Raw genomic sequence first — 24,104 nt, forward strand, 5'->3', positions numbered from 1 at the left:
CCATGGACAAACTGCAGGCCCTGTCGATGTTCGTCGAGACCGTCCGTTGCGGCGGCTACTCGGCGGCGGCCCGCAAGCTCGGCGTGGCAACCTCCTCGGTGACCCGCCAGGTGGCGGCGCTGGAAGCGGAGCTGGGCGCCACGCTGCTCAACCGCACCACCCGCCACAGCAGCCCGACGCTCGCCGGGCAGGCGTACTACGACAAGGCCGTGGAAATCCTCGAGGCGCTGGTGGAAGCCGACGGCCTGGTCAGCGACCGTGGCCGCGAGGCGAAAGGGCGGCTGCGCGTCAGCGTGCCGGTGGAGTTCGGTCGCCGGGTCATCGCCCCGCACCTGGGGCGCCTGCTGGCGCAGTACCCGGAGCTGGAGGTCAGCCTGTCCCTGAGCGACCAGATCACCGACCTGCCGAAACAGCAGATCGACCTCTCCGTGCGCCTGGGTTCGAGCCTTACCAGCGACGACATCATCAGCCGCCCCATCGGCCAGTTCCAGCGCTGGCTGGTGGCGAGCCCCGACTACCTGCAGCGCGCCGGCACACCGGCCCACCCGCTGGACCTGATGGAGCACCAGTGCCTGCGCTTCGACTACGGCGGCGCACACCTGACCTGGACCTGCAGTGAAGGCCAGGACACCTGGCCGCTCAACGTGCAGGGCCGCCTGCAGAGCAACAATGCCGATGTCCTGCGCGAGACCGCGCTGGCCGGCGGTGGCATCGCGCTGCTGTCGGACTGGCTGGTGGCCGAAGACGTTCGCGCTGGAAGGCTGGTGCGCCTGCTGCCCGAGTACGACTCCTATCCCGGCAATACCGTGGGCAGCATCAACGTGCTGTACCCGCCGAGCCTGCGTGAATCCAGCCGCATCCGCGTGTTCGTCGCCTTCCTCGAGGAGCTGATGGCGGCTCAGTGACTGTCCGCGCTGGGCTGCGTGGGCGGGGCGATCCTGCGCATCAGTGGCACCAGCAGCAGCGTCACCGCGAAGCACGCGCCGACCAGCAGGAAGGCATCGGCGAAGGTCAGCGTCTGCGCCTCGCGCCAGGTCAGGTCCCACAGGTGTTTCAGCGCCTGTTGCGAGGGTTCGCCGTTGAACTCCATGGAGGGCGCCAGCCAGTGGTTGAGCGCTTCGTTGCCGCTGTTCAGGTGCTCTGCCAGACGCAGGAAGTGCAGGTTGGCGCGGTCGTTGAGCACCGTGGCGCAGGCGGCGATGCCGATGGCGCCGCCCAGGTTGCGCATCAGGTTGAACAGCCCGGAGGCGAGCTTCAGGCGCTCCGGCGGCAGTGAGCCCAGTGCCAGCGTCACGGTGGGCGCTACGCAGAACTGCTGCGCCATGCCGCGCAGGGCCTGCGGGAACATCAACTGGCCCGCGCCCCAGTCGTGGGTCAGCGGGGCGAATTCATACATCGACAGGGTGAACATCACCATGCCCAGCAGCAGAATCCAGCGCAGGTCGACGCGCCGGGCGAGGGCGGCGTAGAGCGGGATGCTCATGATTTGGAAGATGCCCGTGGAGAAGATCGCCAGGCCGATGTCCAGCGCGCCGTAGCCGCGCACCCGGCCGAGGAACAGCGGGGTCAGGTAGATGGTGGCGAAGATGCCGATGCCGGTGACGAAGCTGAACAGGCAGCCGAGGGCGAAGTTGCGTTCCTTCAGGGCGCGCAGGTCGACTATGGGGTGCGCGGCGGTCAGGCTGCGGTAGATGAAGGCAATGCCGCATAGTGCGGAAATCCACGCGGTGGCAACGATGGTGTCGTCGCTGAACCAGTTCCAGCGCGGGCCTTCCTCCAGGGTGTATTCCAGGCAGCCGAGGAACAGCGCCATCAGCAGAATCGCCGGGTAGTCGGCACCCTTGAGCAGCGACAGGTCGGGCTTGTCGATACGCACCATGACCGGCACCACGATGGCGACGAACAGCCCCGGCACCAGGTTGATATAGAACAGCCAGGGCCAGGAGGAAATGTCGGTGATCCAGCCGCCGACCACCGGCCCGAGAGTCGGCGCCAGGGAGGCGATGGCGCCGATGGTGGCGGCGACTATCACCCGCTGCTTGCCGTCGAAGTAGAGGAAGCCGGTGGTGAACACCATGGGGATCATCGAACCACCGAGGAAGCCCTGCAGCGCGCGGAAGGCGATCATGCTCTGGATGTTCCAGGCCATGGCGCAGAGCAGGCTGGTAAGGGTGAAGCCCAGTGCCGAGGCGGCGAACAGCCAGCGCGTGGAGAGCACCTTGGACAGCCAGCCGGAGAGCGGGATGACGATGATCTCGGCGATCAGGTAGCTGGTCTGCACCCAGGCCAGTTCATCGGCACCCGCCGATAACCCGCCGCCGATGTCGCGCAGCGACGCGGAGACGATCTGGATGTCCAGCAGGGCGATGAACATCCCCAGGCACATGCAGGCAAAGGAGATGACTTTGCGGCCGGTGGAAAGACTCTCCACCGGGATCACCTCGCTGCTCCAGTGCTTTGCGATCCACAGCTTGCTGGCGGAGAGGTTCACGGCTGGTTGCTCAGGACGACGCGCTGGTCGGCGGCATCGTGCGCGTGGGCACGGGTATCCACTTCCACCAGTACCGAGAGGCCGGGGCGCAGGTTGCCCAGGCGGCCGTCGGCATCGTCCAGGTGCACGCGCACCGGCACGCGCTGGACGATCTTGGTGAAGTTGCCGGTGGCGTTCTCCGGCGGGAGGATGCTGAACTGCGCGCCGGTGGCCGGGGCGAGGCTGTCCAGGTGGCCGTGGAAGACCTTGCCGGGCAGGATGTCGGCCTCGATGGTCACCGCCTGGCCGGGCTGCATGCGCGCCAGTTGGTCTTCCTTGAAATTGGCGTCCACCCACAGGCCCTGCGCGGGCACCACGGCGAGCAGCTGGGTACCGGCGGCGACGTAGCTGCCGACCCGTGCGCGGCGGTTGCCGATGTAGCCGTCCACCGGGGCGCGCAGTTCGGTGTAGCTGAGGTCCAGGCGGGCCAGGTCACGGGCGGCTATGGCCTGCTCCAGCGCTGCCTGGGCCTGCTGCCGCTGACTGTGGATCACGTCCAGCTGGCGACGCGCGGCGAGCAGGCTGGCGCGGGCCTTGTCGCTGTTGGCGCGGGCGGATTTGAAGCTGGCGTCGGCGCGCTGCGCGGCCTCCACCGATACGGCGTTGGTGCGCACCAGGGTGGCGTAGCGACGCTGGTCGTCGTGGGTGCGAACCTCTTCGGCGGCGGCCGCGTCGATCTCCGCCTGGCTCTGGCGGATCAGCGCGTCCTGCAGCGAGGCCTGGGCGTCGACATTGCCCAGCGCTGCTTCCTCGGCATGCACCGCGCCCTCGGCCTTGGCCAGCGCGGCACGGTAGTCACGGTCGTCGATACGAGCGAGCAGGTCGCCGGCGTGCACCAACTGGTTGTCGCTCACTTTCAGCTCGGCGATGTAGCCGGCCACGCGCGGGCTGATGACGGTGACGTCGCCGCCGACGTAGGCATCGTCGGTCTTTTCCAGGAAGCGCCCGTCGAGCCACCAGTGTCCGACGTAGGCGGCGGTGCCGAGGATGGCGGCGGTGGCGATGGCCAGCTTGAGCGCCTTGCGGGATTTCGCTCTGGCCGTTTCGACGGCAGGCGTGGCGGGGAGGGTGACGGGCTGGTTCATGGCGGCCTCGCTCAGGCGTGATCGGCTTGGGGGATGTTCTGGGAGTTCGCTTGCGGGACGACGGGGACGAGTCGGTCGTCCTCGCGGCGGTTAATCTGGTGTTGCGGGCCGATGGGCTCGCCGCTGTCGGCATCCACCAGGGCAATGCGCACCGGGCGGCCGCTGCGGGTGTCCACCAGTTCGGCGGTGCTGGCCATGCCGGCGTGGCGCTTGCCCCACTGCAGCAGCGTCAGCAGCACCGGGCGCAGGTCGCGGCCGCGCTCGGTGAGCAGGTAGTCGAAGCGCGGCGGGTGATCGTTGTACTGGCGGCGCTGTAACAGCCCGCTATCCACCAGGGCGCGCAGGCGGCGGGTGAGCACGTTGCTGGCGATGCCCAATCGTGCGAGGAACTGGTCGAAGCGGGTGGAGCCGTAGAAGGCTTCGCGCAGGATCAGCACGTTCCAGCTGTCGCCGATCAGGTCCAGCGCCTGGGCTACCGGGCAGGGCAGGTGGTCGAAGCTGGTTCTGCGCATGGTCGCACCCTTTGCATGAGAGTCGTCATCTAATTGGGCCGCCTTGTCTCGGGCCTGGCAAGGCGACAGGCAAGGTCGGGCTGAAAAAGATTATGGCCGTAATCTAAAGCGGTCACTTGCTTTGCGCAAGTGACTCGTTGGGGGCGGCGCAAGGCAGGGGATGAACGGCGTACCGGGTGAGTTTCCGGCTGGCGCAAGGGTTGCCCGATCCTGCGGAAGTTGCCCGGCCAAGTTCAGGGGAAGTTCGCGGAAAGTACCGTCCGGATAACTCGGAAAGTGGCCGGGATAATTATCCGGAAATGGTCTGGAACGGCTGTTCCATAACTTTCCTTCAGGCAAAAAAAGGCCGCCTGGGGAGGCGGCCAAACCAAAGGATGATGAAGTGGAGCAATCCTCCGGACGCTCTGGAGCGGGCATCCGGGACTCATGTTCTTCATCGGGGCGCAAGCTTAATGGCGCGGCTGGAAAATGCTTAATCATTCGTCTCGATATCGACTATCGACACTGCTGGTTGGAGACGCAGACGGCGGATTGTTATCTCTTCGCTCGCTCTGCCTAGGGCGGGGAAACATAAGAAAGTTGTTCAGAAGTCACTCGATACACCTGCCAAGACAAGTCCAACAAAGGGGTAGCAGATGTCCGCGTTCCGTCTTTCAATGCTCGGTGCCTGTGTCAGTGCATCACTCGCCGGCATTCCGTTCCAGTTGGCGCAAGCCGCCGCCGTTTCCGACCAGTCCGAAGCCACCGGCTTCATCGAAGGCAGCAGCGCTTCGCTGCTGATGCGCAATTACTACTACAACAGCGATCGCAAGTCCGGGGCGGGTGACCGCAAGGACTGGACCCAGGGCTTTACGCTGAACTACAGCTCCGGCTTCACCCAGGGCACGGTAGGTTTCGGTGTCGAGGCCTTCGGTAACTGGGGTATCCGCCTGGATGGCGGCGCCGGCACCTCCGGCACCGGCAACCTGCCGGTGCGTGACGATGGCTCGCCGGAAAGCGAGTACGGCCGTGCCGGCGGCGCGGTGAAGCTGCGTGTGTCGAAAACCGAACTGCGCTGGGGCGATCTGCAGCCCACCGCACCGGTGTTCGCCGCCGGCGGCACCCGCCTGTTCCCGCAGACCGCCACCGGCTTCAACGTGCTCAGCAGCGAGATCGCCGGGCTGGATCTGGACGGCGGCCACTTCACCGGTGGCAACGGCCCGGTGACCACCAACGGCGACCACGGCATCTGGGCCTCCTACGCCAACGTCGAGGCCAGCAGCATCGACTACGTGGGCGGCAAGTACGCGGTCAACGACGCGCTGAACTTCTCGCTGTATGCGTCCAAACTCGAAGACGTGTGGCGCCAGTACTACGGCAACGCCAACTACACGCTGCCGCTGGCGGATGACCAGTCGCTGAACTTCGACTTCAACCTCTACCGCACCAATGACGACGGCAGCGCCAAGGCCGGCGAGATCAGCAACACCACCTGGTCCGCCGCCGCTGCCTACACCTTCCTCACCGCGCATACCCTGACGCTGGCCTACCAGAAGGTCCACGGCGATACGCCGTTCGACTACGTGGCCTTCGGCGTCAACGGCCCCGGCGACACGGGCGACTCGATCTTCCTCGCCAACTCCATCCAGTACTCGGACTTCAACGGTCCGGAGGAAAAGTCCTGGCAGATGCGCTACGACCTGGCGATGGCCACCTACGGCATCCCCGGCCTGAGCTTCATGGCCCGCTACGTCAACGGCCATGGCATCGACGGCACGAAAATGGCCGCCGACAGCCCTTACCGCGGCTATGGCTATGGTGAGGACGGCAAGCACCACGAGACCAACCTGGAAGCGAAGTACGTGGTGCAGTCCGGGCCGGCGAAGGACCTGTCCTTGCGCCTGCGCGAGGCGATCCACCGGGGCAATGCCGACCAGGCCGAGGGCGACGTCAACGAGTTCCGCCTGATCGTCGACTACCCGCTGTCGATCCTGTAATGGCGGGCACCGGCGCCTCGTTCCGGGGGCGCCGGTGCGGCACCTCGCGGGTCTAACAGGCGAGGTGGGAAATTGCCTGCGCCAGGCCATCCGGGTTGTCGTAGGCGATCATGTGCCCTCTATGGGCAACGATCTCAACCCGGCAGCCGGCCTGGTGATACAGACGGATGTCGTTGAGCGGTGTGTTGTCCGAGAGGATCACGGCCTTCCTGGGGGTACGCAGCATTTTCAGCGCCTCGATCCACGCGCCTGCGTCGTAGTCGGCGAGCGCCGCGCCGGCCCACTGGTAGATGGCCTGGGGTGAGCAGATCTGGAAAGGGCCGAGCCAGGCTTCGTTGTCGCCGTCTTCCCCGAGTCGTTCGAGCAGTTGTGAAAAGCCGATGGCGACAAACTCGCTCTCACTCATGGAGGTGATGGATTCGAGCAGGGCAATGCCATAGTCGCTGAGACCGGGTTGGCAGAGGATCAGCTTGTTGACCTTGTTCGGCAGGGCGGCTGCGAGCTTGAGAGCGATGAAGGCGCCGGCGCTGTGGCCGAACAGGCCGCAGCGGTTGACGCCGGTGCTGAGAATCCAGCTTTCCAGCGTCTGGGCCTGGGCGGTTGTGCCGTAGAGGGTGGCGTCGGGCTTGTCGCTGAAACCGGCGCCGGGCAGGTCCACCAGCCAGGAGCGGCGCCGGCAATAGGCGTCCGATGCGATGACCGCGGGGTAGTCACTGGTCGATGCGCAGCCCAGGCCGTGAATGTAGATCAGGGGTGACGCTCCGTAGCAGACGTCTTGCCAACGCAGCAGGTCCTTCTGCTCGTCAAAGGGGTAGGTATTCATGTCTCACACTCCCATTGGAATTGCAGAACCCGGAGGCTTGCGGAAGACGCACGAGACGGCATGACAGCTTCTTCGTGCGTACCGTCATGGGCATGGCGGTGAGCTGAGGTTAGGGGCGGTGACAGGCCTGCGGGATGGCAGTTCGGGCGAGGTTGAAACCGGTCAAGTTTGGGTCTGCTTTTCTTGTGGGAAGCGTCAGTTTGTTCGTCATTCGTTTGCCACTCCCGATGAAGGGGAGAACGACATCCGATCCGCTGTTGTCCTGGCGGACCCGCGGCGAGGCTTGCCTGCCATGACGCGCAGAAGCACCGGTCCTACAATGCGGGTTCCCTCCCGTCCCAAGGAAATCCCATGCCCGCCGAAGAACAGCGCAGCACACAACTGATCGATGGCCCGGTGGGCAAGCTGCAGTTGCTGATCGACCGGCCGGACTTGCCGGTGCAAGGCCTCGCGCTGATCAGCCATCCGCAGCCGCTGCTCGGCGGCAGCCCGAAACACCGCGTGCCGCTGACCCTTTCGCGCAAGCTCTGTGGCGCCGGCTGGATGACCGTGAGGCCGAGCTTCCGGGGTGTGGATGGCAGCAAGGGCGAGTACGCCGAAGGCATCGGCGAGGCGCAGGACATGCTCGCGGTGATCGCGCACCTGCGTAGCGAGTATCCGGAGCTGCCGCTGGCGCTGGTGGGCTTTTCCTTCGGAGCCTATGTGTTCGCCCGTGTTGCCGGCATGCTCTCAACGCCTGCGGCTGCCATCGTCCTGATGGGTTTGCCGGTGGGCACCGTACCCGGTGGCCGCGACTACGAAGCACAGGACCTGCCCGCCGATTGCCTGCTGCTGCATGGCGAGGCGGACGAGATGGCGCCGCTGGCGAACCTGCTCGACTGGGCGCGCCCGACGCAGCGCGAGGTGGTGCTCTACGCCGGCGCGGACCACTTCTTCAAGGGTTGCCTGGAACGCGCGGTGGAGCGTGTGCTGGAGCACCTGTCCCGCGCGATCGCCTGAGTTATCTCCGTCCCAGTTCGCGCAGGTAGGACCAGGGGTAGATACCCCGGTCGTGGCCATCGTCGAACACCAGCTGCACGCCATAACCCTGCAGGTTCAGTTCCTGCAGGACGACTCCGGCGCAGACCAGCTCGATGCGCCCCTGAAGGCGCGCCGCCCGGCACTGCGAGCAGGGGCAGGCGCCGCGCAGGCGGGTGAAGGCGATGCACTGCTCGACGCCGTCGTCCCAGCGGATGCGCAATTCCCTGTCGGCGCTGGAGCGGTGCAGTGCGACGGGTGTGTTCACGCTGACTGCCCCAGTTGGGTGAGGGCGATACGCACGGCCTTGCGGACTTCCGGGTCGCCGTCGTTTTCGGCGTTGCGCAGCGCCTCGATGGCGTCGTCGCTGCCCAGTTCGCCCAGGGCCAGCGCCGCCTCCTTGCGCAGGTTGCTGATGCCGTGGCCGAGCACGCTCTTCAGGCCTTCCAGCGCCGGCAGGTAACGCAGCTTGCCGAGCGAGCGGGCGGCGCGCAGGCGTACCTGCCAGAAGTCGTCTTCCAGTGCCCGCACCAGCGCATCACCGGCTTCCGGCAGGGCCAGCTTGCCGAGGGTGCCGGCGGCTTCCTCGCGCACCTGCCAGGCCGGGTCGAGCAGCGCCGCCTGCAAGGCCGGCAGCACGCTGGCGTCGATGGCCAGGCCGAGGGCGCCGGCAGCCGCGCGGCGGACTTCGGCGTCCGGATCGTCGCGGGTCAGGCGTGCCAGGTGCGGCAGCGCGTCGGTGCGCTTGAGCCAGCCGAGGATGCCCACGGCTTCGCGGCGCACGCCGGCGTCGCTGTCGTCCAGCGCTGCCAGGGCCGGTTCGGCGGCCACTTCCAGACGCAGTTCGCGCAGGGCGCGCAAGGCGCTGCGGCGAACGAAGAGGTCGGCGTGGGTCGCCCAGGGCAGCAGGCGCACGCCGGCCTCGGCGGTCTTCAGTTCGCTCAGGCTCTGGGCGGCGGCTTCGCGCACTTCATTGTCGCTGTCGGCCAGGGCCTGGCAGAGGGCGTCCACCACCTCGGGTTCTTCCCAGGCTTCCAGCAGGCGCGCGGCCTCGGCGCGGACGCTGGCGGCGACGTCATGGTTCAGCGCGTGGGCGAGCCAGGGCAGGCCATCGGGTTCTTCCAGGTCGGCCAGTTCGATCAGGGCGATGCGCCGTACGCCGGCGTCGGCGTCCTGCAGGCGTGGCTGGAGGTCGAGGATGTCGGGATTGTCGGTGCTGATGCTGGATGAGGGATTGAAGTCGTTCATATGGCGAATCGCGGTATCCGTTGTGGAGTGGGCAGGCCCAGTGGCGTCAGGCGCGGCAGCTGGCGGCCGTCTTCGTGGCGCAGCAGTTCCAGGCAGTGGCGCTTGAGCCGGGAGAATTCCGGGCTGGTGAGCAAATCGGCGTGGCGCGGGCGCGGGAAGTCGAGGCGGATGTCTTCGAGGATGCGTCCGGGGCGGGGGCTCATCACCAGGATGCGGTCGGCGAGGAACAGCGCCTCGTCGATGTCGTGGGTGATGAACAGCACGCTGGTGCGCAGGCGCGTCCAGATGTCCAGCAGCAGCTCCTGCATCATCATCCGCGTCTGCGCATCGAGGGCGCCGAAGGGTTCGTCCATCAGCAGCAGGCGCGGCTGGTTGATCAGCACGCGGGCGATCTCCACGCGTTGCTGCATGCCGCCGGAGAGCTGCGATGGCCAGCGCTCTGCAAAACCGTTCAGGCCCACCAGCTGGAGCATCTCGTCCGCCTGGCGATGGCGCTCGGCGCGGGGCACGCCGCGCATCTTCAGGCCGAAGGCGACGTTGTCGCGCACCCGCCGCCAGGGCAGCAGGGTGTGGTGCTGGAACACCATGCCGCGCTCGGGCGACGGCCCGGCGACGCTCTGGCCGTCCACTTCCAGCTGGCCGGCGCTGGGCCTCAGGTGCCCGGCCAGCGCGCCGAGCAGGGTGGACTTGCCGCAGCCGGAGGGGCCGAGCACGCAGACGAACTCGCCGGGCTCGATGGAAAAACTCAGCGACTGCACGGCCTCGAAGGCGTCACGGCCGCTGCCCAGGTGGATCGACAGACCGTCGACGCGTACGCGCCCCGGTGCGCTGGCGGGCAGGGTCATGGCTTGCCTCCGGCCTGGCGCTGCCAGGGCGTGACCAGGGCGCCGAGCTGGCGTACCAGCAGGCTGCTGGCCATGCCGAGCACGCCGATCAGCAGCATGCCGACGACAATGTCGGGGTAGTTCTGCAAGGTGTAGGACTCCCAGGTGTAGTAGCCGATGCCCCATTGCCCGGAGATCATCTCGGCGGTCACCAGGCAGAACCACGAGGTGCCCATGCCGATGGCCAGGCCGGTGACGATGCTTGGCGCGGCGCCGGGCAGCACCACTTCGCGCAGCAGCGCCAGGCGCCCGGCGCCGAGGCTGCGGGCGGAGGCGAGCAGGCGCGGGTCGACCGCTTCGACGCCGTGGATGGTGTTGAGCAGGATCGGGAACAGCGCGCCGGTGAAGGTGATGAAGATCATCGACAGCTCGGAGCTGGGGAACATCAGGATCGCCAGCGGAATCCAGGCCACCGCCGGGATCGGCCGCAGCACTTCCAGCGGTGGCAGCAGGCTGTCGCGCGCCCAGCGCCCGCGGCCGATGACCAGACCGAGGAGGATGCCGGCAAGAGCCGCGAGCAGGTAACCGGCGAGCACCCGCAGCAGGCTGCTACCCAGGTGGCGGCCGAGCTTGCTCGATTGCGCGAGGTTCCAGGCGGCGTCGAGCACGTCGCGCGGGCCGGGCACGTTGGCGAAGGTGACCACGCCGAGGTTGACGTGGCGCGCGCTGAGCACCTGCCAGAGTACGAGGCAGACCAGCAGCGAGGCCAGGCGCAGGCTCCAGCGGGTGAGGGGGGTGGTGTTCATCTGCGGTCTCCACCCGCCCCGGCGCGCGGGCGCCGGGGCGGGTTGTCGATTCAGCGGCTGGCCACGGCCTGCTGGCTGGCGGCGGCGAAGTCGGCGACTTCCCCACCGTGCTGACGGGCGAAGGCATCGGCCTGTTCGCGCAGCAGGAAGGCATCCAGTGCGCCGTCCTTGCCGCGCACGAACCAGGCCTGCCCGGCGAGCAGCTTGATGCCGCTGTCGCTGGCCTGGGCGTACACCGCGCGGATGTCCTTGCCCTGTTGCTTGAGTTCGGCCAACTGCCCCAACGCTTCCTTGGCGGTCGCGTAGCTACGCACTTTCGGCTCACCGCGCACCCAGATCTGCGCGACCTTGCGGGTATCGCTGATCGGCTGGTCGGTCAGCGCGTCATTGCCCAGCAGCGGCTGTTGCGCGTAGTTCTTCAGCGCGGCGTCGTAGTCGGCACCGGAGGCCTTGAAGGCGGCGCGGAGGTAGCGGTCGTCGACGAACTGGTCGACGTTCAGCCCGCGGTCGGCTTTCTTCAGCAGCTTCAGGGTATCGATGGCGGTGGCCACGGCCTGGCGGTATTCGGGTTTCCAGGTCAGGTCCCGCGTCTGCAGGCCGAGCGGGCCGTGGAACAGGTAGTTCACCTCGGCCGGAATGCCGGCGACCTTCTCGATCAGCTCGCTGTACTTCTCCGGGTCTTGCGCCAGCAACTGGTTGGCTTCGTAGGTGGCGCGCAGGTAAGCCTCGACGATTTCCGGGTACTTCTGCGCGTAGTCGGCTTCCACCAGCGCGCCGTGGAAGGTCGGCGCCTTGGCCTGGGAGCCGTCGTAGATCTTGCGGGCGATGCCGCGGCTTTCGAACAGCTCGGCGAAGGGCACGAAGTCGGCGTGGGCGGCGATCTTGTTGGCCTGCAGGGCGGAGCCGGCGACTTCCGGCGGCTGCGCGATGATGGTGACGTCCTTCTCCGGGTCCCAGCCTTGTGCCGCGATGGCGCGCAGCAGCAGGCCGTGGGCGGTGGAGGCGAAGGGCACGGAGATGGTCTGGCCCTTGAGTTCGGCCAGCGACTGCACCTTGGAGGCGGCGGGCACGACAATGCCATTGCCGCTGCCGTCGATGCTGCCCGAGAGCACGCTGATGAACAGGCTGCGCTTGCCGGCGGCCTCGTGGGCGACGCCGTTGAGCGAGCCGGGGAAGTCGGCCATGGCGCCAAAGTCGAGCTTGCCGGCGACCATCTCGTTGGTCAGTGGCGCGCCGCTGGTGAAGTTCTTCCACTGCACGTCGTACTGCGCGTCCTTGTATGCGCCGTCGTGGGGCAGGTACTTGTCGAGCAGGCCGAGTTCGCGGATCAGCAGGCCGCCAGCGGCGCAGTTGATGGTGGTGTCCTGGGTGCCGATGGCGACGCGGATCGTTTCCGAATGGGCGGAAAGACTGGCAATGGCGAGCGCAAGGCCGGCCAGGGTGGTGCGCAAGGTCATGGGTGTTCCCCTCGAATCATCAGTGTTGGAATCGTCTCCGCCGCAGGCCTTGCGGTGGGAAACGAGGGGCGGTGCATCAGGCGTCCGGCGGTGGGGCCGGATGGCGTTTCTGGTTATCGGTGTCGTCCTGCGTTCACCTGCAGGAGCCGCGTCGTAGCACCGTAGGGCGGATAACCTGGAACAGGTTATCCGCCGATGGATCCATGGCGGATAACGCTGGCGCGTTATGCGCCCTACGGAGCTGCACGGGACGGCGGTCTCAGCGCAGGAGGTAGGGAATCTCGACCTTCACCGCGCCGGTCGGGCAGTCCTTCTCGCAGGGCATGCAGTACCAGCATTCGTCGAAGGCCATGTAGGCCTTCTGGGTGGCGGGGTTGATCGCCAGCAGGTCCATCGGGCAGACCTCGACGCAGACGGTGCAGCCCTTGTCGGCGATGCACTTGTCCTCGTCCACCGTCACCGGGGCGCTGGAGCGGAAGAAGATTTCCTGGGGTTGGTAGGCCATTGCACGCGGTCCTCATGGTGTTGCTTGCCGGCCGTCGTGGCGGTCGGCTGATTCTGTTCGGTGTTCCTGGGTGGTTCTGGTGCTCGGGGTCTTCCCTCACCCTAACCCTGGCTGCGCGCCCCGCTCCAGAGGGAGAGGGGACTGTCCTGAGCGGTGAAGAAATCGGCGCTCGCCGGCTGACGACATTGTCGCCCTTCGCGCCGAACGACCCCCTCTCCCTCTGGGAGAGGGTTGGGGTGAGGGGCTCCTCGGCGAACGACCCACTATGCCGCCTCGCTCTTCACCCGCAGCTTCTCGTAAGCCTGCTGCTCATCCTCATCCAGCGCGATCACATAAGGCTCGATCGGCTTCTTGAAACTCGTCATCGCGCCGTCTTCGCCCTTCTTCAGGTGCGCATGGCAGAACCACTCGGCATCATTGCGCAGCGGGTAGTCGACGCGGTGGTGGTACAGGCCCCAGCGGCTCTCGGTACGGAACAGCGAGGCGCGCGCGGCCATCTCGGCGCAGTCGCGGATCACGCTGACTTCCATGGCGCGCATCAGTTCGTGGGGGTTGCTGGCCTTGAGCTGGTCGAGGTCGCGGACGATCTCGGCGAAGCGCTGCAGGCCGATCTCCATCTTCTTCGTCACCTTGGGCGGCTGCAGGTAGTCGTTGACCATGCGCCGCAGCTTGTACTCGACCTGCGCCGGCGGCAGGCCGTGCTCGCGCTTGAGCGGGGCGAAGACGCGTTCGCGCTCTCGCTCGACCTGGGCGGCATCGACTTCGCTGAACTCGCGCCCGGCCACGTACTGTGCGGCGTTGGCCCCGGCGAACCAGCCGTAGGTGAAGGCCCCGAGCATGTAGTTGTGCGGCACGGCGGCCATGTCCCCGGCCGAATACAGGCCCCTGACGCTGGTCTCGGCCTTCTCGTTGACCCAAACGCCCGAGGCCGAATGGCCGGAGCAGAAACCGATCTCCGAGATGTGCATCTCCACCATCTGCTGGCGGTAGTCAGTACCGCGCCCGGCATGGAATTGGCCACGGCTGGGGCGTTCGTTGCTGTGGAGGATGTCCTCGATGGTCTGGATGGTTTCCTCGGCCAGGTGGTCGAGCTTGAGGAACACCGGGCCGTTGCCGCCTTCGAGTTCCTGATGGAACTCCCACATCATCTGGCCGCTCCAGTAGTCGCACTCGATGAAGCGCTCGCCCTTGCTGTTGGCGGTGTAGCCGCCCAGCGGGCCGGTGACGTAGGCGCAGGCCGGGCCGTTGTAGTCCTTGATCAGCGGGTTGATCTGGAAGCACTCCAGGTTCGAAAGTTCCGCCCCCGCGTGGTAGGCCATGGCATAGCCGTCGCCGGCATTGGTGGGGTTCTCGTAGGTGCCCATCAGGTAGCCGGAGGAGGGCAGGCCCAGGCGGCCGGCGGCGCCGCAGGCGAGCACCACGGCCTTGGCGCGGATCACCTGGAACTGTGCAGTGCGGCAGTCGAAGCCGAGCAGGCCGTTGACCGCGCCGTCTGCATCGGTCAGCAGGCGGGTGACCACCAGGCGGTTGGTGATCTCGATGCGTGCACGCTTGAGCTGGCGGTACAGCACCTTCTTGATGTCGTGGCCCTCGGGCATGGGCAGCACGTAGGCACCCATGTGGTGGACCTTCTTCACCGCGTAATCGCCGACTTCGTCCTTCTCGAATTTCACGCCCCAGCGGTCCAGCTGCTGGAGGGTCTCGAAGCTGTGGGTGGCATAGGCGTAGACCGCCGCCTGGTTGACGATGCCGTCGTTGGCGACGGTGATTTCCTTGGTGTACTGCTCGGGCGTGGCGTGGCCGGGAATGATCGCGTTGTTCAGCCCGTCCATGCCCATGCTGATGGCGCCGCTGCGCTTGACGTTGGCCTTGTCCACCAGCAGCACGCGCAGCTCGCGGTTGGCTTCCTTGGCCTTGATCGCCGCCATCGGGCCGGCGGTGCCGCCGCCGATCACCACGATGTCGTAGGCGAGTTCCTTGTCCGCGGGTACCTGGGAGAGGTCGAACTGGCTCATTGGTGCTGTCCCTTGTGGCGGTCGATGCGCAGGCGGTACTGGAAGGCATCGCCGCGGTAGTAGAGGTGTTCGTAGTCCAGTGGCGCGCCGTCGGCGGTGTGGGTCAGGCGCTCGATGCGCATCACCGGCGAGCCTTCCTGCACCTCCAGCGCGCGGGCCAGTTCGGCGTCGGCGAGGATGGCGTCGATGGCCAGGTCGGCATGGCCCAGGGGCAGGGCGCAGTCGTTCTCGAGGATCAGGAAGATGTCGCGGCTGACCAGGTCGGCCTTCTCCAGGCGCTTGCCGACGTGCTCGGGCAGCCAGGTGATCTCCAGCGACACCAGCTCGCGGTTGACCAGGCGGGCCCGCTTGATCTGCACCACGTTCTCGCCCTCGGCCACCTGCAGGCGGGCGGCGACCTGGGCGTTGGCCGGCATGGTCTTGAAGCTGCGAAGGCGGTTGATCACCTCATAGCCGCGCTGGGTCATGGATTCGCCCAGGCCCTGCAGCGTGCTGACGTTCTGGAATGCCTTGGGCTTGGCGACGAAGGTGCCCTTGCCGTGGATCTTGAAGATCAGCCCTTCCTTCTGCAGGTCGCCCAGCGCCTGGCGTACGGTGATCCGGCTGACTTCGAAGGCCTTGCCCAGTTCGGCCTCGGAGGGCATGCGGCTGAGCGGCGGATAGGTGCCGTCGAGGATGCGCGTACGCAGGACTTCCTTGAGCTGGCTGTAGAGGGGAACGGGGGAGAGGGGGAGTAGTTCGGCCATAGTTCATAACTTGTTATGACGAGTTGCCGAAACTATAAAAGGAATAATTGATTCAGGACAAGAAACGATTTGGCATAAGCATAGAGAGCGTTGTCTCCAGGGCTTTTCGGGGGATTGCGGCGGATATCGCTGGCGCGTATTCACCCTACGGGGCTGGAGGTTCCTACAAAATCAAAGGCCCCTCACCCTCACCCTCTCCCGCAAGCGGGAGAGGGGACTGTCCTGAGCGGTTCTGAAATCGGCGCTCGCCGGGTGACTTCATTTTCGCCAATCGCACCGAACGGCCCCCTCTCCCTTTGGGAGAGGGCTGGGGTGAGGGCAAGTCTCGCCGCGGATACTCCGGTTCGTAGGGCGCATAACGCGCCAGCGTTATCCGCCGCAGGTGGGACGGTGCCTCAGAACGGCCGGCTGCCGGAGAGACTGATGCGCTTCAGACGGCGCTTCTCGCTCGCCGGGAACGCATTGCGGCCATGCAGCACGGCCTGGTTGTCCCACCAGACGATGTCGCCGACCGACCACTTGTGGCTGTAGATCAGCTCGGGCTGCTGCAGGTGTTCGCGCAGTTTCTCCACCAGCGCGGCGCCCTGCTGCGGGTCGGCGCCGGGGATTTCCACTTCGGTGTGCACGGAGAGAAACAGCACGCGCTTGCCGTTCTCCGGGTGGGTGCGCACCAGCGGGTGTTCGGTGCCCTGGATCGGCTCGATGTCCGGGGTTCGGTAGCGCACGAAGGTGCCGTTGTAGCCGCCGCTCTTCAGGCGGATGAACGGGTTGTAGTTGATCAGGCGCAGCGGGTCGATCTCGGCGCGGGTTGCTTCATCCAGCGTCTCGTAGGCGCGGGCGAGGTTGGTGAACTGGGTTTCGCCGCCGGTCCTGGGCACCTCCAGCGCGTAGAGGAAGGAGCCGGAGGAGGGCACCGGGGTCCACTGGTGGTCGACGTGGGCGGGCAGCGCGAAATTTCCCAGCTCGCCGTCTTCGGTGTTGGCCACCTTGACGATGTCCGGGGCCTTGCCGTCGGCGCCGGAGGACAGCACCGGGATATCTGCCGGCGGCTGGAACACCGCGCCGAACAGGGTGGCGAAGCGCAGGTACTGCTGGTCGTCGAGCTGCTGGTCCTTGAAGATCAGGATGTGGTGCTCGCGGTGGGCCTGCCTGATCGCCAGGATCTGTTCCGGCGTCAGCGGCTCGCGGGCGTCCAGCCCGCGCACTTCTGCGCCCAGCGGGGCGTCGAGGGGGACGATGGCGAAGGGTTCGGGGGTGGATTGCTGGAGGGCGGATTGGGTCATCTTGCAGTGCTCCGTTCAGGCATGGGCGGCCCTCTCCCTGACCCTCTCCCTGAAGGGAGAGGGGACTGGATCGGTGCCAGGCGAAACCACGAGCCAGTCCTGCACCGAAGTAGCAGGACTGCACGGGAGATACGCTTCAATCGGATACTCCCTCTCCCTTCAGGGAGAGGGCTGGGGAGAGGGTTCGTCGGCAGAGGACCTTCAAATCTTCTTGATCGTCCGGCTGCGCTGTCCGTCGACGCTCACCGGCACATCGCCGTCGAGGGTCACGCGGCGCACGATGCGCGGCTGGGTGCCGTAGTCGTCCACGGCGTAGTGCTGGGTCGCGCGGTTGTCCCAGATGGCCACGTCGCCCGGCTGCCAGCGCCAGCGAACGGTGTTCTCCAGGCGCGTGACATGGCTCTGCAGCACGGCGAACAGGTGCGCCGAGTCATGCTGCGACAGGCCTTTCAGGCGCTTGACGAAATGCCCCAGCAGCAGGGTCCGCTCGCCACTGACCGGGTGCACGCGCACCACCGGGTGTTCGGTTTCGTAGACGGTGGAGGTGAAGATCTTGCGGTACTCCTCCAGGCGCGCCGGGTCGAAGTTCGGGCGGATGCCGGCGTAGTCGTACTCGTTGCTGTGTACCGCCCAGAGCGAATCGGCCAGGGCCTTGAGCTCCGGCGTCAGGTCGTCGTAGGCGCTGGCGGTGTTGGCCCAGACGGTGTCGCCACCGGCCTCGGGCGCCACCACGTTGCGCAGGATCGAGGCTTTGGGATAGGCGTCGACGAAGGTCACATCGGTGTGCCAGGAGTTGGCGCGGCGGCCCTGGGCGCCGTCCAGCTCCAGCAGGTAGTGGGTGCCGTCCTGCACCGGCACGGTGGGGTGCGCTACCGGCTTGCCGAGCAGGTGGGCGAAGGCCTCCTGGCCCTGGTCGTCCAGCTGCGTCTGGCCGCGGAAGAAGATCACCTTGTGCTTCACCAGCGCGGCCTGGATGGCGTCGACGGTGGCGGCGTCCAGCTCGCCGGATAGCTTCACGCCGCGAATCTCGGCGCCGATGCGGCCGGCAACCGGGTGGATGTCGAGGCTTACTGCGTGCTGCTGGATAGCTTGTGCTGCGTTGCTCATCTCATCGTCCTCTTGCTGTGGCAATAGAGCCGCGCGCCGGGGCGCGGCGGATGGGGATCAGAAGTCGTAGCGAACCGAGGCGCCCAGGGTGCGCGGCTGCCCCACCGAGGCGGTATAGGAGCCGTTGATGCTGGCGAAGGCGGCCAGGTAGTAGTCCTTGTCGAAGGCGTTCTTCAGCCAGACCGAAGCATCCAGCTGGCCGTCGCCGAGGTCCTTGCGCAGGCCGACGGAGAAGTTCGCCAGGCCGTAGCCGTCGATCTTCGAAAGCTCGGAGTTGTCCAGCGTGCCTTCGGCCTCGGAGCGGTAGGAGTAGCTGCCGGTCACGTAGGGGCGGATGCCGTCGTCGAGGTTCCAGGCGTATTCGCCGTTGAGGTTGGCGATCCACTTCGAGGCGCCGACCACGCGGTCCCCGGTGAGGTCGCAGGTGGCCGGGGCGTTGGGTTGAGTGGAGATTTCCGCCGGGCACGGGGCGTCCTTGAACGACAGGTAGGTGACGTCGTTGTAGGAGCCGTTGAAGTTCAGCGTCAGGCCGCGAACGGGCAGGGCGGTGGCCTCGAACTCCAGGCCGCGCGAGCGCACGCTGCCGGCGTTGGAGAGCACCGAGACCAGCTGGGTCGAGCCCGGCGGCTGGTACAGGGTGGTCGCCTGGTAGCCGTGGATGCCCGTCCAGAAGAGGTTGGTGTTGAGCTGCAGGTGGTTGTCGAACAGGGTCGTCTTGATCCCCAGTTCGGCGTCGTTGGCGCGTTCCGGGCCGACCAGCAGCGAATCCGCGCCCGCCGTCGGGGCGCTGGCCACGGCCAGGTTCACACCACCGGATTTCTCGCCATGGGACAGTGAGGCATAGCCGAGGAAGTCATCGGTGAACTGGTAGCTCAGGCTCAGCAGCGCCGAGGGCGCGAAGCTGTAGAGGCTGAGGTCGCCCGAGTCATAGGCGCCCAGCTGGTTGCGCCGTACCACGGCGCCGACGCCAGCTACCGGTGCGCCGCCGACCGGGTCGAAGCGCTCGACCTTGGCGTCCTTCTCCTCGTAGGTGCCGCGCAGGCCGGCGGTGAAATCCAGCTTGTCGGTGAGGTGCCAGGTGCCCTGGGCGAACAGCGCGAAGCTGTCGGTCTCGATCTTGCCGTTGGCTTTCGAGTAGGTGTTGTTCAGCGCATTCAGGTCGGTGCCCAGCAGGTAGCGGTCGGCCAGCGGGCCGTAGCTGGTGAAGGTCTTGTTGCCCAGGTTCTGATTGAACGCATAGGCGCCCAGCACGTAGTCGAAGAAGCCGCCGGTGGGCGAGGCCAGGCGGATTTCCTGGGAGAACTGGCGGTCGTGGACTTCCACGCCGGTGTTGTTGATCGCCGAGACGTCGAGCTGCTCGTCGTTGGCCGGGGTGAAGTGCCAGTAGCGGTAGGCGCTGATGGAGGTCAGCTTGTAGCCGCCATTGAGGTTCCAGTTGGCCTCCACCGAGCTGCCGCCCTGGTGCACGCTGACATGCTGGCGAGCGTTGATGTTGACCTTGTGCCGGCCCGGATCGCGCACCGGCGAGGCACCCACCGAGGCGGCGCGCTGCCAGAAGCGGTCGGCGGCGCCGTACACCACCATGCTGCCGTTGCTCGAATCCTCCTCGTTGTAGTCGTTGATCCAGCGCAGGTCGAAATCCTCGTTGGGCTTGAACAGCAATTGCCCGCGGATGCCCTGGCGCTCGCCGCCATTGAGGGTGTTGTCGTCGTGGATGTTCTTGATGTAGCCGTCATCGCGGGTGCGGTAGGCCGAGACGCGCCCGGCCAGGGTGTCGGTCAGGGCGCCGGAGACGCTGCCCTTGCCCTGGAAGTAGCCGTCCTGGCCACCGGAGACCTCGACGCTGCGCTCGGGGGTGAAGGTCGGCGCGCGGGTGCTGATGTTCAGCACGCCGGCCGTGGTGTTCTTGCCGAACAGCGTGCCCTGTGGGCCGCGCAGCAGCTCAAGCTGCTCGATGTCCAGCAGGTCGAACACCGCCATGCCGGGGCGGCCGAGGTAGACGTTGTCCAGGTAGACCCCGGCGCTGCCTTCCAGCCCGTCGCTGGCCGGGTTGTTGCCGATGCCGCGCACGGCAATGCTCGATTGCCGCGCGTGAATGAAGGCCACGTTCACGCTGGGCAGGATCTGCTGCAGGTCCTGCACCTTGTAGACGCGCTGGGTCTCCAGGGTCTCGCCGCCGACCACGGTGATCGGCGTGGGCACCTTCTGCGAGTCTTCCTCGCGGCGGCGGGCGGTGACGGTGACCTTGCCCAGGGTGGCGTCGGCCTTGGCGGGCGCTGCGCTCACGGGCTTGGCAGTATCACTGGTAGTGCTGCCGTCCTCGGCTTCCTCGGCGAATACCGGCAGGGCGCCGCCCAGGGCCAGCAGGAAAATGGCCTGGCGCAGCCGGTGGGGCTTAAAGGGGAAGGGCGAATGTCTCGAAGTCATGCTGTGTCCTTGTCTCTGCACGCTGTTCGCGGGCAAAACGGGGCCGCGCCAGGCAAAAGTGGCGAACGACGTTTTTCGTTGTGGGTGGGTGCGGCTTTGGCTGTCAGCGACAGCGGGACAGGCACATTCGCGAGGAAAGGAGGTGCAGGGCTGGCATCGGGCGACTCCTGGTCTGAGCTATATTCTTAGTTCATAAAAGAATAGATGTTTGTTTTATTCTTCGTTGACGGAATAAGAGCTTGCATTTAAAACCAGCGCATACCCAGCGGCAAATGCCTTTGCCCACTATTTTCAATGCCGGAAATGCATCATGGATCTGCGCCAACTCCGCTACTTCATCGCCCTCAACGAACACCGCAGCTTCGTTCGCGCCGCCGACGCCATGGGCATCACCCAGCCGGCGTTCAGCCGCAGTATCCAGGGCCTGGAGCAGGAACTGGGCTGCCGCCTGGTGGACCGTGGCAGCAAGGACCTGCGCCCGACCCCCGAGGGCCAGGTGGTGCTGCAGCATGCGCTGAGCCTGGTGCAGGGCGCCAATAACCTGAGCCACGCGGTGGCCCGTCTGAACAAGCTGGACTCTGGCGAGCTGCGCTTCGGCAGCGGGCCGGCGCCGGCGCAGAAGCTGGTGTCCGATGCGGTGTCACGCTTCGTCCAGCGCTACCCGCGCATCCACATCCAGTTCGGCGTGGACAACTGGGAGCGCCTGGCGCGCAGCCTGAGCCGCGAGGAGATCGAATTCTTCGTCGCCGACATCCGCCATTTCGAAGCCGATCCGAACTTCCAGACCCGCGCGCTGAAGCCGCGCAGCGGGCTGTTCTTCTGCCGCGAGGGGCACCCGCTGCTGGCCAAGGAGAGTCTCTCCACCAACGACATGTTCGCCTACCCGCTGGCGGCCACGCTGATTCCGCCCAGCGCGCGGAAGATGCTCGCCAACCTCAGCGGCAAGATCGACATCAGCACCAACGTGCAGTGCGAGGACATGGCCTCGCTGGTGCGCATCGTCAGCCAGACCGACGCTATCGGCATCGCGGTGGAAGAGGCGCTGAGCGAACCGATGGCGCGTGGCGAACTGGTGCGCCTGCACTTTCGCAACCTGCCGCAGAACGTCGACATCCTCCAGGCACGCTGCGGGATCGTCACCCGCAGCGGCGACCGCCTCTCGGCGGCGGCGCGGGCGATGATCGAGCTGCTGGTGGACCTGGATGCGGGCGTGGAAAGCGAGGTGGCGTGAGGCAGCGGCAGAGTGCCTGACGCCGGCCCTGCCGGTGGATCGCGGGCGTGGCGCGCTGCCGCGACTTGAGCCAAGACCGTGCCGGAAGGATTTACCGAACCTTTACAGAGCGCCCAAGAACTCGCTCGGACAGTGCATGTCAATCTGATAGCAATCCCAAGGGTCCTGTTTACAGGCATACCAATGGAGTGGTCAGGAGCATTGCATCATGCGCTTCCCATTCGTCGTGGTCCTTCTGGCCGCGCTGGGTTTCAATACCGCGCAAGCCGAGATCTACAAGTGCACTGTCGAAGGTCGAACGACTTTTTCCCAACATCCCTGCTCCGCCGATGCAATCCTCGTCAAACCCGCTATTTCTCCCCAGCCGACCGACGAAGAGCTCACGCAGCAGGAGGCCGCCAACCAGTCTGTTCGCGTCGCAGCAATGGGGCGTTGGAAATTCCACAAGGTGACGTTCCTGCGCAAGAGACTCAGCAGCCTCGATGGCCGCATTGCAGCATTATTAAAGGAGCGGGGCGCGCGCCTGGATAATCTGCAGCAGGATGCGCTGGCTGAAATTGACGTCGTGAATCTGCAATACAGCGTGGACCTGCAGCGCTTGATGGAGGAGCGAGCGGACGTCAAATCACGCCTGGAAGGTATGCTGAGTGCGCCGAGATGAGATTCGGTCGATTCTGCCAGTTGCCACCGGGACCTGACGGATGCGATGGTCAGGTCGTACTGCTTGTTCCTGCCATGGAAACTGCAATGAGCTTCTCGCTCCGCCCCGCCCGCATCACCGATGTCCCCTTCGTCCAGCGTGGCGAAGAGGCCTATATCCGCCAGTGGGAGCCTGCCCATGAGGAGCGCTGGCGAGAAGACTTCGACCGCCACCTGGCGCGCTGGCTGGAGCACTTCGAGCGGCTGACCATCGCCGAGTTCGATGGCGAGAGCGTCGGCTACAGCCTCTGGTTGCCCGAAGCGGGCAGCGCGGAGCTCTGCACCCTGGGCGTCAGCGAGGCTTGGCGGGGAAAGGGCGTTGGTGCAGCGCTGTTGCAACGTTACATCGCCGATGCCCGGCAGGAGGGCTACCTGCGGCTGAAGCTCAGCGTGCGCCCCGACAACCCGGCGCGGCGTCTGTACGAACGCGCCGGATTCGAACCGCAGGGCAGCGACGCCCTGGGTTACCGGCAATACGAATTGCGCATCGACTGAAGCGTCAGACCCACTCGGTGCTACGTTTGCGGCGCACGCGCAGCATGGTCGGCAGGATCAGCCCGGCGAGCAGGCCGGCGCCGGCGATGCTGCCGCCATAAGCCATGTAGCGCATCAGCACCTGCTTGTTCTCGTCGCCCAGTTGCGCCTGGGTATCGCGCAGCTGCGAGCGCGCCTGGTTCAGCTCGGCGTCCAGCGCGCTGCGCGCGGCCTGCAGCTCATCGATGAGCTTCTTGCGCGCGTCCAGGGTTTCCTGCATGCCCTGCACACGGTTCTTCCAGGAGTCGTCGATGGTCTGCAACTGGGTGGTCAGCTCGGTGACCTTCTGTTCCAGCGAGGGCAGGCGTTCTGCCTGGCCGGGCTTCTCCTGCAGGTCCTTGCTGGCGATCCACACGGTGCTGCCGCTGTCGCTGCGCACCTGGCTGTAGTCGCCGGAGGTGCTGACCAGCTGGACCTTCTGCCCGGAGGTCAGGGTGCCGACGATGCGGTAGCCGTCGGTAGGGCCGCTGCGCACGTAGGTACTCAGACTGTCGTTCACCCAGCGCGCGTTGCTGGCGGGCTCCTCGGCCTGGGCCGGAGCGCCGGCGGCCAGCAGGCTGGCGAACAGGCAGGCACCGAGGGCGCGGGTCTGGAGGGGAGAAACTCGTGCGGGGAAGCGACGCGATAGGGACATGGGCAATCTTCACATGACTTGGAACGAAACCCGCCTTGCGGGAGCGAAAACGTCGGCCGGGCAACTTATTGAGAACTGACCGGGTGGCCAATGGCCAGGAAACCCACCCGGGGGGCCGACAGCACACAGACAGTTGTCGGACGCCGAGAGTTCACCGTTGGAAAAATGCACGGATGAGTGGTGGGAAATTGCCTGCTTTGCCGCAGTGGCCCGTGCGCCGGATAACCGAATCGTCATCCTTGCCTCAGCTTCCCGTTAGCGGCGGCCTCTTAAGGTGGAGTCACTTTCAACCACCACGAGGTGACTGCCATGAAACTCTCCCGCATCTTCCTGACCGCCGCCCTGCTGGGCGTTTCCTCCCTGGCCCTGGCCGACGGTGGCGGCGACATCACCTTCGCGCGCATGGAGCAGGCCCGCCAGCAGGTCATGCAGGCCCGCCAGGGTGCGCCGTCGCCGACGCAGATCGCCGAGGCCAAGCAGTACACCTACGGGATGAACCTGGACATCGCCGAAGTCGTGGCGGTGACGCCGATGAGCAGCGACTGCGGCGTGGTGCCGGTGCAGCTGCGCTACAAGGACTCCTTCGGTGACGAACAGGCCATCGAGTACCGCACCGAGCGCGTTGCCTGCCGCGCCACCCGCTGA

23 protein-coding genes are annotated in these 24,104 nt (G+C 66.3%); 7 read left to right on the forward strand and 16 right to left on the reverse strand.

The features are described 5' to 3' along the window. The first annotated feature begins 2 nt into the window (after window positions 1-2). Window positions 3-905, forward strand: coding sequence for a LysR family transcriptional regulator (locus tag IB273_RS03565; protein WP_192223259.1), 903 nt, complete (start codon window positions 3-5; stop codon window positions 903-905). Here the strand turns inward: IB273_RS03565 and IB273_RS03570 are convergent. The 3 genes from IB273_RS03570 to IB273_RS03580 form a co-directional block, all read right to left on the reverse strand. Then, complete coding sequence (locus tag IB273_RS03570; protein ID WP_225610114.1) at window positions 899-2,386, reverse strand: DHA2 family efflux MFS transporter permease subunit; 1,488 nt, start codon at window positions 2,384-2,386, stop codon at window positions 899-901. The two genes, IB273_RS03565 and IB273_RS03570, sit on opposite strands and share 7 nt — an antisense overlap. 101 nt (window positions 2,387-2,487) lie before the next feature. Then, the gene (locus tag IB273_RS03575; protein ID WP_192223260.1) at window positions 2,488-3,615 is read right to left on the reverse strand and encodes an HlyD family secretion protein; all 1,128 of its coding nucleotides are present in this window, start codon (window positions 3,613-3,615) and stop codon (window positions 2,488-2,490) included. 11 nt (window positions 3,616-3,626) lie between these two features. After that, window positions 3,627-4,127, reverse strand: coding sequence for a winged helix-turn-helix transcriptional regulator (locus tag IB273_RS03580; protein WP_192223261.1), 501 nt, complete (start codon window positions 4,125-4,127; stop codon window positions 3,627-3,629). A gap of 635 nt (window positions 4,128-4,762) precedes the next feature. On the opposite strand from IB273_RS03580, the gene IB273_RS03585 reads away from it, so the two are divergent. Continuing rightward, window positions 4,763-6,103 (forward strand): OprD family porin, encoded by a 1,341-nt coding sequence (locus IB273_RS03585; protein WP_412548058.1) that lies wholly within the window; start codon window positions 4,763-4,765, stop codon window positions 6,101-6,103. A gap of 52 nt (window positions 6,104-6,155) precedes the next feature. On the opposite strand, the gene IB273_RS03590 is transcribed toward IB273_RS03585, so the two are convergent. Continuing rightward, the gene (locus IB273_RS03590) at window positions 6,156-6,926 is read right to left on the reverse strand and encodes an alpha/beta fold hydrolase (RefSeq protein WP_192223262.1); all 771 of its coding nucleotides are present in this window, start codon (window positions 6,924-6,926) and stop codon (window positions 6,156-6,158) included. Window positions 6,927-7,277: 351 nt separating this feature from the next. Here IB273_RS03590 and IB273_RS03595 point away from each other — a divergent pair, with 351 nt between their 5' ends. Next, window positions 7,278-7,925, forward strand: a complete 648-nt coding sequence (locus IB273_RS03595; RefSeq protein ID WP_192223263.1) for an alpha/beta hydrolase — start codon at window positions 7,278-7,280, stop codon at window positions 7,923-7,925. Window position 7,926: 1 nt separating this feature from the next. Here IB273_RS03595 and IB273_RS03600 read toward each other — a convergent pair whose 3' ends face one another. The 11 genes from IB273_RS03600 to IB273_RS03650 all read right to left on the reverse strand — a co-directional run bounded on the left by IB273_RS03600 (window position 7,927) and on the right by IB273_RS03650 (window position 20,361). Next, window positions 7,927-8,211 carry a gamma-butyrobetaine hydroxylase-like domain-containing protein gene (locus IB273_RS03600; protein ID WP_081517018.1) on the reverse strand — a complete coding sequence of 95 codons (285 nt, stop codon included), beginning with the start codon at window positions 8,209-8,211 and terminating at the stop codon, window positions 7,927-7,929. Further along, on the reverse strand, window positions 8,208-9,191 hold the full coding sequence (locus tag IB273_RS03605) for a HEAT repeat domain-containing protein (protein ID WP_192223264.1): 984 nt from the start codon (window positions 9,189-9,191) through the stop codon (window positions 8,208-8,210). The genes IB273_RS03600 and IB273_RS03605 overlap by 4 nt, the downstream gene beginning before the upstream one ends. Beyond that, a complete protein-coding gene (locus tag IB273_RS03610) occupies window positions 9,188-10,036 on the reverse strand; it encodes an ABC transporter ATP-binding protein (RefSeq protein WP_192223265.1) in 849 nt (282 codons plus the stop codon). Before IB273_RS03610 ends, IB273_RS03605 begins: the two co-directional genes overlap by 4 nt. After that, window positions 10,033-10,821 carry an ABC transporter permease gene (locus IB273_RS03615; RefSeq protein WP_192223266.1) on the reverse strand — a complete coding sequence of 263 codons (789 nt, stop codon included), beginning with the start codon at window positions 10,819-10,821 and terminating at the stop codon, window positions 10,033-10,035. The genes IB273_RS03610 and IB273_RS03615 overlap by 4 nt, the downstream gene beginning before the upstream one ends. A gap of 50 nt (window positions 10,822-10,871) precedes the next feature. Next, window positions 10,872-12,278, reverse strand: a complete 1,407-nt coding sequence (locus IB273_RS03620) for an ABC transporter substrate-binding protein (RefSeq protein WP_081517022.1) — start codon at window positions 12,276-12,278, stop codon at window positions 10,872-10,874. A 259-nt stretch (window positions 12,279-12,537) separates the two neighbouring features. Further along, complete coding sequence (locus IB273_RS03625; RefSeq protein WP_081517023.1) at window positions 12,538-12,783, reverse strand: ferredoxin family protein; 246 nt, start codon at window positions 12,781-12,783, stop codon at window positions 12,538-12,540. Window positions 12,784-13,046: 263 nt separating this feature from the next. After that, the gene (locus tag IB273_RS03630; protein ID WP_192223267.1) at window positions 13,047-14,798 is read right to left on the reverse strand and encodes a fumarate reductase/succinate dehydrogenase flavoprotein subunit; all 1,752 of its coding nucleotides are present in this window, start codon (window positions 14,796-14,798) and stop codon (window positions 13,047-13,049) included. Further along, the gene (locus tag IB273_RS03635) at window positions 14,795-15,544 is read right to left on the reverse strand and encodes a GntR family transcriptional regulator (RefSeq protein ID WP_192223268.1); all 750 of its coding nucleotides are present in this window, start codon (window positions 15,542-15,544) and stop codon (window positions 14,795-14,797) included. The genes IB273_RS03630 and IB273_RS03635 overlap by 4 nt, the downstream gene beginning before the upstream one ends. Window positions 15,545-15,939: 395 nt before the next feature. Further along, window positions 15,940-16,827 (reverse strand): TauD/TfdA dioxygenase family protein, encoded by an 888-nt coding sequence (locus tag IB273_RS03640; protein WP_192223269.1) that lies wholly within the window; start codon window positions 16,825-16,827, stop codon window positions 15,940-15,942. 201 nt (window positions 16,828-17,028) lie between these two features. Next, complete coding sequence (locus IB273_RS03645) at window positions 17,029-17,934, reverse strand: TauD/TfdA dioxygenase family protein (protein WP_192223270.1); 906 nt, start codon at window positions 17,932-17,934, stop codon at window positions 17,029-17,031. Window positions 17,935-17,991: 57 nt separating this feature from the next. Next, window positions 17,992-20,361, reverse strand: a complete 2,370-nt coding sequence (locus IB273_RS03650) for a TonB-dependent receptor (RefSeq protein WP_192223271.1) — start codon at window positions 20,359-20,361, stop codon at window positions 17,992-17,994. Between the two features lie 310 nt (window positions 20,362-20,671). Here IB273_RS03650 and IB273_RS03655 point away from each other — a divergent pair, with 310 nt between their 5' ends. The 3 genes from IB273_RS03655 to IB273_RS03665 all read left to right on the forward strand — a co-directional run bounded on the left by IB273_RS03655 (window position 20,672) and on the right by IB273_RS03665 (window position 22,786). Then, window positions 20,672-21,592 (forward strand): LysR family transcriptional regulator, encoded by a 921-nt coding sequence (locus IB273_RS03655; protein WP_138525469.1) that lies wholly within the window; start codon window positions 20,672-20,674, stop codon window positions 21,590-21,592. 208 nt (window positions 21,593-21,800) lie between these two features. Beyond that, window positions 21,801-22,253: a DUF4124 domain-containing protein gene (locus tag IB273_RS03660; protein ID WP_081517030.1), complete on the forward strand. Its 453-nt coding sequence runs from the start codon at window positions 21,801-21,803 to the stop codon at window positions 22,251-22,253. 86 nt (window positions 22,254-22,339) lie between these two features. Further along, window positions 22,340-22,786 carry a GNAT family N-acetyltransferase gene (locus IB273_RS03665; protein ID WP_192223272.1) on the forward strand — a complete coding sequence of 149 codons (447 nt, stop codon included), beginning with the start codon at window positions 22,340-22,342 and terminating at the stop codon, window positions 22,784-22,786. 4 nt (window positions 22,787-22,790) lie between these two features. Here IB273_RS03665 and IB273_RS03670 read toward each other — a convergent pair whose 3' ends face one another. Then, window positions 22,791-23,459 carry a TIGR04211 family SH3 domain-containing protein gene (locus IB273_RS03670; RefSeq protein ID WP_081517032.1) on the reverse strand — a complete coding sequence of 223 codons (669 nt, stop codon included), beginning with the start codon at window positions 23,457-23,459 and terminating at the stop codon, window positions 22,791-22,793. Between the two features lie 309 nt (window positions 23,460-23,768). Here IB273_RS03670 and IB273_RS03675 point away from each other — a divergent pair, with 309 nt between their 5' ends. Then, window positions 23,769-24,104 (forward strand): co-regulatory protein PtrA N-terminal domain-containing protein, encoded by a 336-nt coding sequence (locus IB273_RS03675; RefSeq protein WP_192223273.1) that lies wholly within the window; start codon window positions 23,769-23,771, stop codon window positions 24,102-24,104.

Source organism: Pseudomonas sp. PDM19, assembly GCF_014852215.1.
Classification (GTDB): domain Bacteria; phylum Pseudomonadota; class Gammaproteobacteria; order Pseudomonadales; family Pseudomonadaceae; genus Pseudomonas.